This window comes from Leptolyngbya sp. FACHB-261, from assembly GCF_014696065.1.
Taxonomy (GTDB): Bacteria; Cyanobacteriota; Cyanobacteriia; order FACHB-261; family FACHB-261; genus FACHB-261.
Genome location: NZ_JACJPL010000015.1, coordinates 100877 through 115115, shown reverse-complemented (window position 1 = coordinate 115115; position 14239 = coordinate 100877). Strand labels below are relative to the sequence as shown.

Sequence of the window (14239 nt, the reverse complement as noted above, 5' to 3'; positions counted from 1 at the left end):
GAGCCAATCGCCACCTGACGGAGGGAGTAGGTTCTGTCTGATGCTCAGTGATCTCCTGCTAGCTGCCAATTCATTTATTGCAATCTGCTACTTCACGATTGCATTGCTGATTTTCCGCGCCCTCCTGCATGGGCAACGGCATCTCCGCACCAACCCCCTGGTTTTGGCAACTGCGGCCATCTTTTTCACCTGTGCTCTGGGCCATGCGGGCCATGTTTTGATGATAGCGAGCAGTAGGCACTCGGGTTCTTCAACCCTGTTGGGTTTTCAGGCAGGGGTTGACCTACTGACGGCTATCGTGGCTGGAACCTATCTTGCTTTGCGCCGCAGCTACACGCTTCTCGTGGACGGGCCTCTGTTACTGGCTCAAACCCAGACTCAGCTGGGCAGAGCCAATACCCAACTCGCTCAATTAAATCTAGGCTTGGAGGCCTTGGTCGCAGAGCGGACCATCGCACTGTCGCAGACCAATCAGAAGTTAGAGCGTGAGGTTAGGGAGCACCAACTCACTGAGAAAAATCTGCGCTTGCTAGAGTCAGCAGTTGTCAACATCAACGACGCGATTCTGATTACAGAAGCTGAGCCTGTTGAGTTGCCTGGTCCTCGTATCCTCTACGCTAACCAGGCTTTCACTCGGATGACTGGCTATAGCCTTGAGGAGGTGATTGGCAAAACGCCACGTATCCTACAAGGCGTCAAGACAAATCGGGCTCAGCTCGATAGGGTTCGAACAGCCCTGGCAAATCAGGAACCGGTTCGGGTTGAGGTCATTAACTATTGCAAAGACGGCTCTGAATTCTGGGTAGAGCTTAACATCGTGCCTCTTGCTGACGAACAGGGCCGGTTCACGCGCTGGGTCTCTGTGCAACGGGACATCACTGAGCGTAAGCGGACCGAACAGTGCTTGAGCGTGGAGCATGCAGTGACGCGCATTCTGGCTGAAGCCACCACGCTAGAGCAAGCGCTATCCCTGATCCTACAAACTGTTGGTGAAGGTTTGGGCTGGGAGCTAGGCGAATTTTGGAGTCCTGAGCTGGGCAACGCTCAGGATCTCCCCACCCTACGCTGTAGGCAAGTCTGGCATGAGCCATCGGTTGCAATCACTGATCTGGCAACTGCAACGCAGCAGCTCTCCTTAGCTTCTGGAGATGGGCTACCCAGTCGGATCTGGCTTAGCGAAGAACTTGTTTGGCTAGCTCCGGGCACACAAGATATTGACTTCTTTCCCGGTGCTAGCGCGTCTGATGCAGGGGTACAGGTTGCTTTTGGCTTTCCTGTCTGCTGCTGCCATGAAAGGCTGGGTGTTCTAACCTTCTTTAGCTGTGCCAGCCGACAGCCTGACGAAGCCTTGCTCAAGATGGTGACGTCGATGAGTAGTCAGATTAGTCAGTTCATCCAGCGCAAGCAGGTGGAGACGGCCTTGAGGAAGTCAGAGCAAAGGCTTTCCCTCCACGTGCAGAACACGCCGATGGCAATGATTGAATGGAACTTTGATTTTGAAATCACGGAGTGGAACCCGGGCGCCGAAAAAATCTTTGGCTACAGCAGAAGTGAAGCAATTGGCCGCAATGCAGCTGAGCTGTTGGTGCCTGAACAGGCTAGGGAGTGTGTGGATAACGTCCGATCTGCCTTAATCACGCAAATGGGAGGAATCCACAGCACCAATGAGAATCTGACCAAAGATGGCCGCGTGATCATTTGCGAGTGGTATAACACGCCCCTGATGGATAGGGATGGCAACGTCATGAACGTGGCTTCACTGGCTCAGGACATTACGGAACGAGTGCGCGCTGAGCAAGAACTGCGAGAGAGCGAAGCCTCTATTCGGGCTTTGTATAAAGTAATTTCAGCTCACGAACTAACCTTTGACCAACGCCTCCAACATCTACTCGCAATGGGCTGTCGCCGGTTTGGTTTGACCACTGGTGTCATCGCTCGGGTTAAGGGCGAACGCTATGAGATTCTTGCTGCTCGTTCCCCAGGTAACAGAGTGGCTAAAGGCGATGCCTGCAATTTAAGGCAGACGTACTGCTGCGAAACGTTTCAGTCAAGGACCCCCATCTGCTTTGAGTCTGCTAGCAATACAGAATGGCGTGATCACCCTGCCTATGCTGGCTTTGACCTTGAGAGCTACATCGGCACCCGCGTAGTTGTCGCTGGTCAGACTTTTGGGGTTCTCTGCTTCTATAGCCCCACCCCACGCAGTCGGCGCTTCAAATCAGTGGATAAGGAGCTACTGCAACTGATGAGTCAGTGGATCGGCGGTGAGTTAGAACGAGCCGATGCCGCTCTTGATCTAGCTCAGGCTCGCGACCAAGCCCTCGCTGCTGCCCGTGCTAAAAGCGAATTTCTAGCCACGATGAGTCATGAAATCCGCACTCCTATGAATGGGGTGATTGGGATGACAGGACTGTTATTAGGGACTGGGCTCACCCCTCAACAGCGAGATTTTGTTGAGACAATTCGCAGTAGTGGCGATGCTTTGCTCACAATCATCAATGACATTCTCGACTTCTCCAAAATTGAGTCTGGCAAGCTGGACCTAGAAGAACAGCCTTTTGATCTGCGCGTTTGTGTTGAAGAGACCCTGGATCTATTAGCACCTAGAGCTGCAGAAAAGGGCTTGGAGCTGGTCTATTTCATCTCGCCGCAAACGCCTGATCCTGTGGTCGGCGATGTCACTCGGCTGCGCCAGATTCTAGTGAATTTATTGAGTAACGCAGTTAAATTCACCAGCACCGGGGAAGTCGTAATTTCAATTACTGCGCGGCAACTCATTGAAAGCACCCATGGTCTCGGACCTATTGTGGGACCTGTTGGGGGACCTGCGTCGTCTACTTACGAACTTTGCTTTGCGATCAAGGATACGGGGATTGGCATTCCTGCCGATCGGATGGACCGCTTATTCAAGTCTTTCAGCCAGGTAGATTCTTCTACTTCGCGTCAGTTTGGCGGTACAGGACTTGGGCTAGCCATTAGCAAACGCTTGAGTGAGTTGATGGGCGGTCGCATGTGGGTTGAAAGTCAGGTAGGGCAAGGCTCTACCTTTTACTTCACGGTACTGGTCGAATCGCCACTAGCTAGCTTGCAAAGTAACTCTTGCGCTGTTCAGCCGGACCTGTTCAGCAAGCGGCTACTGATTGTGGATGACAACGCGGCTAACCGGCAAATGCTGCTCCTGCAAAGCCAAGCTTGGGAAATGCTGCCAAAAGCAGTAGAGTCGGGTGCCGAAGCCCTAGCTCATCTCAGCCAGGGAGAGCAGTTCGATCTGGTCATTCTAGATCTGCAGATGCCAGCAATGGATGGGCTAAACCTAGCCGCACTGATTCGCAAGCAGCCTGGCTGTCAGCAGTTGCCCCTGGTGATGATGACCTCAATGGGGCGCTTGGAGACGAGTGCTGAAGCAGCACAGGCCCATTTTGCTGCTTTCCTCAACAAGCCAATCAAGCAGTCTCAGCTTTACAACGTTCTGGTTAGTGTGTTGGGGGGGCAGCTCAGCCAATCGTTGCAAGTTCGCCCAAGCTTGCTTGCAAGTCCAGTAGGCTTGGCAATGCAGCGGCCCCTGCGTATTCTTCTGGCCGAGGACAATGTAGTTAATCAGAAAGTCGCTCTACATCTGTTGCAGCAACTGGGATATCAGGCTGACATAGCTGGCAATGGGCTAGAAGTGCTCGAAGCCTTAAGCCGTCAACCCTATGATGTCGTACTGATGGACGTGCAGATGCCAGAAATGGATGGTCTGAGCGCTACCCGCCGGATTCACCAACTCTGGCTGCCAACTTTACGGCCCCGCATTATTGCAATGACGGCTAATGCCATGCAGGAGGACCGAACGGCCTGCCTTGAGGCAGGGATGGACGACTATATTAGTAAGCCCGTTCGCCTAAAAGACTTGGTTCAAGCCCTGAGCCGTTGCCAACCACCATCTGTGAAGGCTACCAATATGAACTTCATTCCACCGACGGTGCTGGCTGTTGAGGCCCTTGAAGCAATTCGTGAGATGGCAGGTGATAGCTGCACAGAGTTTCTGGTTGAGGTGATCGACTGCTACCTGGAGGATGCTCCTAAACTGCTTCAAGACATTCGTGCAGGGATTGCTCAGGAGAATGTCGCTGCCTTGAGATTAGCGGCTCACACCCTCAAGTCAACCAGTGCAGCTCTTGGCGCTACTGCTATGGCTCAGCTTTGCCAGAAACTTGAATCGATCGGAGATGGATCTATCTCAGCCGGAGCCATTGAGCAGGTGGGACAACTTGAAGCTGAGTATGTAAGAGTCAAGACAGCACTGCAACTAGAGCGTCAGCAAGCTCAGTTGGCCTAAGTAAGCCGAGCTCTGCTCACTCACGGAATTGAATTTGCTGGATGACTGGCAAAGCCCGTGTCTAAAACCTTGGTCTAAACATGGGAGGGAATTGTCTTCACGGGCTCTCAAATCAAGTGACCCAAGGTAGCGGAGATTGAGACGTAGGCCACGCCAATGAAAGAATTCGATAGCAAGCAGCCATACCAGTCCTAGCTTCCACAGATAGCAGTGCTCATGTGGAATAAAGCCGTTACTGGTCCAAAGCTTGGACAGTAGTCTCGGCCAAAACAACATGAGTGCTAGGGCAATGACCAGGACAGTAAAATCAAAGCCAAGGCCGTTTCAGCCTTCTGAATCATTGCTTCTCCTTACCTTTCCTGAACCGGGGATTTGCGCCTGCACCCCAAAACCACAGCGCAGAGCCTAGTGACCTAGGCATTAAATTTAGCTGCTCAGCCCCATTCAACTTCTAAAACCTAATAGTTCTAGAAGCGCTGCCAGAGTTTGTCGGCTTGCGGTTGTTAAGTTCTGCTACGCATCCTCTCAAGACTAGTCAAACTTAGGGCTGGCCGCGACTGCCTACTAATACTCAAGTTGGATCTATTTAGTTTTCATCTAGTTACCTAAAAGTATTTGTAACTAAAAGCTAAATCGTTGCGGTTTTAAACGCTAATTTTTGCAACCAATTGGACTGCTGCAAGCCAATTGTCTGGACAACTGCTTCAATAAGCGTAATCTTTGCTAGCAGTTCATAAGGCAGCATTCGTATCATGGACACCTGCATCTTTCTAAGATCTGTCTAACTCTTTAAAAGAAGGCGCATCTTGCAGGAGCTTCCGATGACGATGCCTTTAACTTGCTTGAACTATATAAACGGAGAGTGGCTTTCTGCCCACACAGAAGCCACGCTAGAAAGTCGTAATCCTGCGGATTGGCAGGAACTGGTGGCTACCTGCCCCCGTTCGGGAGCGCAGGAAGTTGAAGCCGCAGTAGCAGCAGCCCAACGCGCTTTTGCCTCCTGGCGGTTAGTGCCTGCACCCGCTCGGGCGGAGCTGATTTACCGCATTGGCGAACTCTTGCGTCAGCGCAAGGAAGAACTGGCTCAATTGATGAGCCGTGAAATGGGCAAACCGCTCACCGAAGCGCGAGGCGATGTGCAAGAGGGCATTGATTGCGCCTTCTACAGTGCAGGTGAGGGTCGGCGCTTGTTTGGGCAAACCACGCCTTCCGAAATGCCCAATAAGTTTGCGATGAGTGTCCGAGTGCCAGTGGGCGTCTGCGCGCTGATCACGCCCTGGAACTTTCCAGTAGCGATTCCCTGTTGGAAGGCATTTCCTGCACTTGTATGTGGCAACACGCTGGTCCTTAAGCCCGCTGAAGATACTCCCGCCTGTGCCACGCTGCTGGTCGAGATCCTCCAGGAAGCAGGCCTGCCCGCGGGTGTGATTAACCTGGTGCATGGTCTGGGCGAAGAGGCGGGTCGAGCGCTGGTTGAACATCCAGATGTGGCGCTGGTATCGTTCACAGGTTCCTCAGAAACCGGCGCAGAGGTTGGGGCTGTCTGCGGTCGCAGCTACAAACGGGTTTGCCTGGAATTAGGTGGCAAGAATGCCCAGGTCGTGATGGAGGATGCCGATTTAGAACTGGCGCTAGAAGGAGCGCTTTGGGGCGCGTTCGGCACGACGGGTCAGCGCTGCACTGCCACCAGCCGCCTGATCCTGCACCGAGCGATCAAAGATGAATTCACGCGGCGGCTGCTCGAACGCGCCCGTCGGTTGCGGCTTGGTCCCGGTACTGAGCCCGAGACTGAAATTGGTCCGTTGGTGAACGCGGCCCAACTACAACGCGTTTCTGGCTATATGGACGTGGCATATGGTGAGGGGGCCAGGGTTCTACTAGGCGGCGAGCGAGTCAGCGAAGGCAAGCTCAAGCAGGGTTACTTCTTTGCGCCTACCATCCTCGACGAGGTTAAGCCTGACATGCGGGTAGCCCAGGAAGAGATTTTTGGCCCGGTGGTGTCTCTGCTAACGGTCGATTCTTTTGAGGAAGCTATTCAAGTGCTCAATGGCACGCCCTACGGTCTGTCTTCCTCGGTCTATACCCAGGATATCAATCGGGCCTTTCAAGCAATGCGCGATATCGAGGCTGGAATCACCTACATTAACGGCCCCACAATTGGTGCTGAGGTGCATTTGCCCTTTGGTGGCGTGAAGCAGACCGGCAATGGCCACCGTGAAGTGGGCAGTGCAGCCCTTGATGTCTTTACTGAATGGAAGACTGTTTACGTCGACTTCTCTGGTCGGTTGCAACGCGCCCAGATCGATAATCGCCAAGAGTAGTCTTATGCTTAGCCTCTCAACAACCTCAGCTCTACCCCGATTGCCTCGTCTCCTGGGTGAGCTGCCTGGCCCTCGGGCTCAAGCTCTGATCGAGCGTGATCAGGCAGTGACTTCACCCTCTTACACAAGGGGCTACCCATTGGTCGCTGCTCGTGGTGAAGGCTGCATGCTCGAAGACGTAGATGGCAACGTGTTTCTGGATATGACCGCCGGTATTGCTGTGACTGCGACCGGCCACGCCCATCCTCAAGTCGTTGCTGCAGTTCAGGCGCAAGCGGCTCAGCTGCTACACATGTCCGGCACTGACTTCTACTACGCGCCGATGGTGGAACTGGCTGAAGCCTTGGCGGCTCGGGCACCCTTCCCGGCATCAGCCCGCGTGTTCTTCACGAACTCTGGGGCTGAATCAAACGAAGCAGCTCTCAAGCTGGCCCGCTACTACACCGGGCGCGACCGAGTGGTAGCCTTCCTGGGGGCCTTTCATGGTCGCACCTATGGTGCGATGTCGCTCACTGGTTCTAAAGCAGTGCAGCGGCGTGGCTTTGGTTCTCTAGTCCCTGGCATCACGCACATCGCCTACGGGACCCAGGCGGCTCTCGACCATCTAGAAGAAAAGCTATTTCCCTCGGTGTTGCCGCCTGATGAGATCGCGGCCATTCTGGTGGAGCCGATTCAGGGTGAGGGTGGCTATGTCGTGCCAGAGAACGGCTTCCTAGGGCGCATCCGCGAAATTTGCGACCACCATGGCATTTTAATGGTGGTAGATGAGGTGCAGGCAGGTATGGGTCGGACGGGTCGCCTGTTTGCCATTGAGCACTGGGACGTGCAGCCTGACATCATCAGCCTCGCCAAAGGCGTTGCCAGTGGTCTACCCTTGGGCGCGATTCTGGCCCGTCCTGAATTGATGACCTGGCCCCCTGGGGCTCATGCCACCACTTTTGGGGGCAATCCAGTGGCTTGTGCAGCGGCAATAGCAACCTTGCGGCTACTGGAGGCTGGACTGATGGAGAATGCCCTCCACATGGGTCGGCTGTTGCAAGCCAGCCTGACGCAATTGGCGCAGCAGGATTCCCGCGTTTCATTGCCGCGGGGCAAGGGCCTGATGGTCGCGGTGGATTTGTTGGATGCTCAAGGCAAGCCAGATCCAGCTCTACGTGACCAAATCGTAGACCGGGCATTCTATCGAGGGCTATTGCTGCTGGGTTGCGGCAAAGCTGCAATTCGATTTTGTCCGCCGCTAGTGATTGAGGCTGACCAGATTGAAACCTGTTTGCAAATTCTCACCCATGTATTGAGCGAGATTGGGTGAGCCAGTGCAAGGGGCCAGTGCAGGGAGCTAGTCGCCTCACTTGATTACTCAAAAGCCTTGGAAGGTACCCGGCTGGGTACTATCCAACCCCTGAGAGGCGCTGCGAGAATGCAGACACCTCTCAAGTTTTGCTCATCCCAAATTTTGCTCATCCCAGATTTGCTTAAGAGAATCTTGCTTAAAGCTTTAGTCGTTACAAAACGCAGTTACAAAACTAAGCTTCAAGCTAAAAAGATCTGGGCATTTTCTCAGTGGCTGAGAGAGATGGCGGCTCAATCCTAGCTAGATATTCAACCTAAGTATTCAAAAGGGTATTGTCCATGAGTTCTCTGGATCCCACTGTCGTACTAGCCAATGAGCTAGCAAATTCTGAACTGCTGGCTTCAGCAGGGCCATCGACCGAAACTATCCCCTCTGGCTTGCCATTTACTCGGCAGGAATGGAGTCTGGACGAAGTCGCTCAGCACCAGGCTGCTGGATCTAGTGCTAGGGCTGAGGTTGTTCCCACCGAATCCACGGTACCGCCAGCTGTACCGCCAGTTCTGCTGGACAAGCGGACTGTGAGCGGACGATACCGCAGCAGTGGCGGCTCCTATCAGTTAGAACTGCGGTTGGACGTTGACGGTCGCCGTCCGACTATGCGCATCAGCGGGGATTTCTTCCGAACATCTGGCGCTACAGTGGTCTATTTCGGCTCCTTCAATGTCGATAGCGTATCTGTGAGCACCACCGATAGCACCGCCACGCTTGAGGGTATGGGCGCTTACACTTGGTCCACCGCTGCCGCTAAGGTCCAGGTCATAATCCCGCGTACCACTATTTCTCAGTCTGCGGCGGCAGCCACATTGCAGTTTTTCACTAAGACCGGCGCGCCTGGTGCCAGTTACGCTTGTGACTTTGAGTCCGGCTATTTCCGCACGGTGCAGTACGAGCAGGACCATGTGAGCGGTGTGACGCCCTTTGACTCCTATGACACTGGTTCTTTGCCCTCGGGTGGTCCGGCTCGGGTGCTCTCGGTGGTTAAAGCCTTTGCTGAGGCGGGTGTGGAGCTGCAAACCACTGGTGGCTGGAGCGAAGTCTCGATGACCAGTATTGGCTCTGCTTGGAGCGACGCCGAACTTCACGCCAGCATGGAAACCCAGTTTAGCCAGTGGCAGGACGAGCCTCAGTGGAAGGTTTACCTGTTAGCTGCGAACTTGCATGACATCGGCACTGGCCTGCGCGGCATTATGTTCGATCAGCATGGCAGACAGCGCCAGGGCTGTGCGGTGTTCCACGATGTCATCGGTGGCAGCAGCCCCGACAGCTTACGCGCCCAACTGCGTACCTATGTCCATGAACTGGGCCACTGTTTCAATCTGCTGCACTCTTGGCAGAAATCTCTAGCTAATCCGCCCGCCCCCAACCGCCCAGATGCCCTGTCCTGGATGAACTACATTCAGTTCTATCCCGGTGGAGCTCCGGCCTATTGGGCTAATTTTCCCTTTCAATTTGACGACATAGAGCTCGTGCACCTGCGCCACGGTGCGCGTAACGACGTGATTATGGGCGGCAATGCTTTTGCGGCAGGAGCGGCGTTGCTCGAACCCCAGGCACTAGCAGAGGTAGTCGATGATCGTTCGGGGCTGCAACTGCGACTGGAAAGCCGCAAAACCTACGCGTTTGGTGAACCGGTCGTTCTAGAAATCAAACTGGCAACGACCGATTTACGGGCTAAGCAAGTGCATTCCCATTTGCATCCCAAGGGCGGTTTTGTGCAAGTGGCCATCTGTAAGCCCAATGGTCAGGTGGTCAACTACGAACCCGTCGTGGAGTATTGCATTGACGAGTCGATGGTAACCACGCTCGATCAAGAACGGCCCGCACTGTACGAAAGCGCTTACATCGGCTTTGGTCATGAGGGTTTCTATTTTGAGCAACCGGGTGCCTATGAAATTCGAGCGGTCTACTATGCGCTGGATGGCTCTTTGGTGATTTCCAATCCAATTGGCCTGAGGGTACGCAGTCCCTTAAGCGTTGCTGATGAAGAGGTTGCTGAGCTGTTCTTAGGTGACGAGCAGGGCATGCTGCTGAGTATGTTGGGCTCGGATTCAGAGCATTTGAGCTCAGGCAATGGGGCATTCGATCTGCTGCTGGACAAGTACAACGACCACCCATTAGCGGTGTATGCCAAGTTGCTGAAAGGCATTAACGCTGGACGGGAATTTAAGACCATTACCCCAGATAAAATTTTAGCGGTACGCCAGCCTAAAGCTGAGGCTAGTGTTAAGTGCCTCTCGGGAGTGGTCAACGCTGCGGGCACAGGGCGTTTGGACAACATCACGCTCAACCTGGCAATGCGCAAACTTGTTAGAGCTTACAAACTGGTAGGTGATGAAGAAAAAGTGCAGAGTGTTAAGCAAAAGATGCTCAACTTCTTCCGTCACAAGGCTCTCAAATCCCAGGTTCTGCGTCAGATTGAAGCTCAGGTGTCGGCTCTCTAATTGCAGCTCAGCTTGATTTTCTTGAATGTATCTAGGGGCGCGGTTGCTGCGCCCTTTCTGCTGTTTGCAGACTCTTATACTTAGAGATACTTAGGAAAATCAATGCGCTCTGCTCGCTTGGCCCAGTTGGTGCTCAGTTTAATCCTGATCTTGGCAGTATTTGCGGTGTTTGCCCATACAGAGCTTGGCTGGGCAGTTCCTAAGACAGTAAGGCTGCAGGAGGCTGAAATGTCATTGCTACGTCTAGATCTGCAAGATGGTTTTCAGCAGGATACAGTGGTCATTCAAGTAAATGGCAAAGAAGTATTTCGCCGCTCTCAAGTCGAAACCCGTTTGCAATTAGGCTATGCAGATAGCGTCGAAGTCAATGTGCCTGAGGGGCTCACCAAGATTGAGATTGCGGTGCCCTCTCGAAAGCTCTCAGACTCGCTCAAATTGCAGATTGCTGCTCCAACTCACTTGGGCATTTCTTTGACCTCTAAAGGCAAAATTGACTACCGAACTACCTCTGAACCGTTTACCTACGAGTAGCCATGTCTAGCCAAGCTGCTGCGCAACTGTGGGACAACCTCTGGCAGAACTATCGTCAGCGGGTGAACTATGCCCAAGTCTACGAGCAAATGATCACTGAAGCACGGGGTACGGTTGCCAATGATCACATCGCCTTTCGCTCGCTGCGGTTGACAGCGAATGGCACCAACCTAGGTATTCCTTACCTGGCTCGAATTGTTGAGAAATTAGGCTATGAAGTGGCAGGGGAATATCAGTTTCCCGATCAGCATCTTTACGCTCAGCATTTTCGCCATCCTGAGCAGGATCAACTGGACTTGCCCAAGCTATTTATCAGTGAATTGTTGGTCGAAGAACTGCCAGAAAATATTGCTGACCTGATTGCGCAAACAGTTACAACAGACGCTTGCTTTCCAGATGTTGCTTCTCTTGAACTAAATCAGCTTGCGCGTGTGTTTAGCCGTCCCTGGGATGCTCCTCGCCACTCTGTGATTGAAACTGTAAATTCTGTCAGTCAGTATGGAGCTTGGGTCCTGTTGCACGGTTATGCCGTCAATCACTTTACCGGCTACGTCAATCGCCAAAACACATCTCGCTACCCCGATATCGAGAGCACGATAGCGGGTTTGGTAGAACGGCAGGTGCCAATGAAAGCAGCAATCGAAGGCTCCTATGGCAGTGGTCTACGTCAAACGGCAACGCAAGCAGTCAAAGAACAGGTCACGGTTCGTGATGATGCCACTGGCGAACTGATTCAGATCCCCTGGACCTACGCCTACTACGAAATCGCTGAACGCAACTCGATAGAAGTCGCCCCAGGGCGAAAACAGCTCTTTGAAGCTTTCCTCGGCCCTCAAGCCAAGAATTTGTTTGAAATGACCCGTCGCCAATAATGTTGTCAGCAATGCAGAACACTAATAATTCCACTTGCCAAACGCTAAGGTGGCATTGTGACCCCCGAAACCAAAGGAGTTAGAAAGAGCAACTTGAATGGTTTGCTCTCGACTGAGATTAGGAACATAGTCCAAGTCACAATCAGCATCTAGATTGGTCAAATTGATCGTCGGCGGTATCCGGTTATTGGTAATGGCTAGAACTGTAGCTACTGCTTCAATGCCACCTGCAGCTCCGAGTAAATGGCCGGTCATAGACTTGGTAGAACTAATCGCAACCTGATAGGCATGCTCACCTAAGGCTTTCTTAATTGCCAAGGTTTCAATTGGGTCGCCAGTCGGTGTGCTTGTGGCGTGGGCGTTAATGTAATTCACCTGCTCTGGTTGCAAATGCGCGTCTTTGAGGGCTAGTTGCATGGCCCGAGCCATCTCTACCCCGCTTGGGTTAGGAGCCGTCATATGATAGGCATCGCAAGTCAGGCCATAGCCTACGACCTCAGCGTAGATTCTGGCTCCCCGGTTCAAAGCAGAATCGAGGTCTTCTACGAGCAGAACCCCTGCTCCTTCGCCTAAGACAAAACCATCTCGATCCCGATCAAAAGGGCGGCTGGCTTGCTCTGGCTGATCGTTCCGAATAGAAAGGCCCCGAGCTGCAGCAAAACCTGCCACCGTTAGAGGTGTGATCGCTGCCTCTGTTCCCCCACAAAGCATCGCTTGAGCGAACCCTTGCTGAATGAAACGCAAGGCATCACCAATGGCATTGGCGCCGGTAGCACAGGCCGTAACTGGACAAGAGTTGGGACCTTTCGCGCCGACCTGAATAGCCGTCAAACCCGAGGCCATATTGGCGAGCATCATCGGAATCATAAAAGGGCTGCAGCGCTCTGGACCTTGGCTGAGGTAAACCCTGTGCTGGTCTTCAAGTGACTTCAGACCCCCAATGCCTGTACCAATCACCACGCCCACTTGCTCAGCATTGAGCTCGTTAATTTCAAAGTTGGCATCGGTTAGAGCTTGCTTGCTGGCAGCAATGGCAAAGTGGGCGCAACGGTCCATGCGTTTGGCTTGCTTAGCAGTCATAAAATCTAGGGGATTGAAACCTTTGACCTCCGCTGCAATCCGGCAGGCGTAACGAGCCGTATCAAACTGAGTAATCGGACCTACACCACTGCGGCTTGCCATCAGTCCTGCCCAGAATTCTGCTGAAGTATTGCCTAATGGCGTAATGGCACCAACGCCTGTGACAACAACCCGTTTACGTTCAAGCTTTGCCATAGTTCAGCTAAACCTTTGTTTGAGATTGAAATGGGAATAGACAGATTTTTGGCCAATGTATTTAGAAACCCTTGACCGCTGAATCGAATTGGCTATTTGCGCTAATACGCTCAAAACTCTCTCTAAAAACTCTCTACTGAAAGCTTGATTTCTAAGCGATGTAAAATAGCAGTTCGGGCCCTAGCGATAGCTTGTGGGTCCTCGTGAAGTTGGAGCACCCAATTGGCTCCCCACATCAGGGCGTGAATTTCAAAGGCGAGTTGAGCAGCTTCAAGATTGGGGTTGAGTTCTCCAGCTTCCTGGGCCTCTTGAATCAGGCTCTCAAGCCAACTCAGCCAACCTTTCATTACCTGAGCGAGCTGGTCACGAACTGGACCAGGACGGCTGTCAAACTCAATCGATGTCGCTGCAAAAAAACAACCGCCTCGAAAGACCTTGCGTTCTACAAAAGAGAACCAAGCCTGACAAAGTGCTAACAGACGCGCCCTGCCTACTGGAGCAGTTAAGGCTGGCTGCCTAACCTCAGCGGCAAAGATGGCACAAGCCGTTTCAATAACTGCTAGTTGTAAATCCTGCTTAGAGCCAAAGTGAGCAAACAAACCGCTTTTGCTCATGCCTAGCTCTGCTGCCAAACGACCAATGGTGAGGCCTTCCAAGCCCTCCGCAGAAGCGATATCAACGGCAACCTGCAAGATAGCCTGACGTGTCTGCTGCCCAGGAGCCTTACGCCTCGATGAGCCTGGGGTCTGAGCTTGAGCCATTGAATCCTCACTCTCTGTGTAAAACGAACGTTCGTTCTGATTACACCTTCTCAGCAATCTAGAAAGCCGTCAAGGGGAGCGCCTCCTTCTATGTGAAACTGTTTACATACAAACATTGCTTGTGATAGTCTGTGTTTGTTGCCGCACAGTATGGGCACGAACCTTAGAGTGAATAGGTCAATATCATGAGTACCGTGAATCCGGAGCCGACCATTGTTTCCTTGGACAAAGGCACACACTACCTCTGTACCTGTGCTCGTAGTCAGAACTCCCCCTACTGCGATGGCTCTCACAAGGGCACTCAATTTCAGCCTTTGGTTCTGGAACTAGAGGCTCCTCAAACTGTAGAAGTGACGCCTTAAGATT

General features: G+C 52.9%; 9 protein-coding genes. 7 read left to right on the top strand and 2 right to left on the bottom strand.

Annotated elements, in window-relative coordinates; translation table 11 throughout:
* Positions 1-40 precede the first annotated feature (40 nt).
* The 6 genes from H6F94_RS06700 to H6F94_RS06675 all read left to right on the top strand — a co-directional run bounded on the left by H6F94_RS06700 (position 41) and on the right by H6F94_RS06675 (position 11837).
* On the top strand, positions 41-4321 hold the full coding sequence (locus H6F94_RS06700; protein ID WP_190801448.1) for a PAS domain S-box protein: 4281 nt from the start codon (positions 41-43) through the stop codon (positions 4319-4321).
* Positions 4322-5142: 821 nt separating this feature from the next.
* Positions 5143-6642, top strand: coding sequence for an aldehyde dehydrogenase family protein (locus H6F94_RS06695; protein WP_190801447.1), 1500 nt, complete (start codon positions 5143-5145; stop codon positions 6640-6642).
* A 4-nt stretch (positions 6643-6646) separates the two neighbouring features.
* On the top strand, positions 6647-7951 hold the full coding sequence (locus H6F94_RS06690; RefSeq protein ID WP_190801446.1) for an acetyl ornithine aminotransferase family protein: 1305 nt from the start codon (positions 6647-6649) through the stop codon (positions 7949-7951).
* Positions 7952-8271: 320 nt separating this feature from the next.
* On the top strand, positions 8272-10434 hold the full coding sequence (locus tag H6F94_RS06685) for a hypothetical protein (protein ID WP_190801445.1): 2163 nt from the start codon (positions 8272-8274) through the stop codon (positions 10432-10434).
* A gap of 102 nt (positions 10435-10536) precedes the next feature.
* Complete coding sequence (locus H6F94_RS06680; protein WP_190801444.1) at positions 10537-10965, top strand: hypothetical protein; 429 nt, start codon at positions 10537-10539, stop codon at positions 10963-10965.
* A 2-nt stretch (positions 10966-10967) separates the two neighbouring features.
* Positions 10968-11837 (top strand): DUF1338 domain-containing protein, encoded by an 870-nt coding sequence (locus H6F94_RS06675; RefSeq protein ID WP_190801443.1) that lies wholly within the window; start codon positions 10968-10970, stop codon positions 11835-11837.
* 21 nt (positions 11838-11858) lie between these two features.
* Here the strand turns inward: H6F94_RS06675 and fabF are convergent, their stop codons facing one another.
* A complete protein-coding gene (gene fabF, locus H6F94_RS06670) occupies positions 11859-13112 on the bottom strand; it encodes a beta-ketoacyl-ACP synthase II (RefSeq protein WP_190801442.1) in 1254 nt (417 codons plus the stop codon).
* 122 nt (positions 13113-13234) lie between these two features.
* Positions 13235-13873, bottom strand: a complete 639-nt coding sequence (locus H6F94_RS06665; protein ID WP_190801441.1) for a TetR/AcrR family transcriptional regulator — start codon at positions 13871-13873, stop codon at positions 13235-13237.
* Between the two features lie 185 nt (positions 13874-14058).
* Here H6F94_RS06665 and H6F94_RS06660 point away from each other — a divergent pair, with 185 nt between their 5' ends.
* Positions 14059-14235, top strand: a complete 177-nt coding sequence (locus tag H6F94_RS06660) for a CDGSH iron-sulfur domain-containing protein (RefSeq protein WP_190801440.1) — start codon at positions 14059-14061, stop codon at positions 14233-14235.
* The last annotated feature ends 4 nt before the right edge of the window (positions 14236-14239 follow it).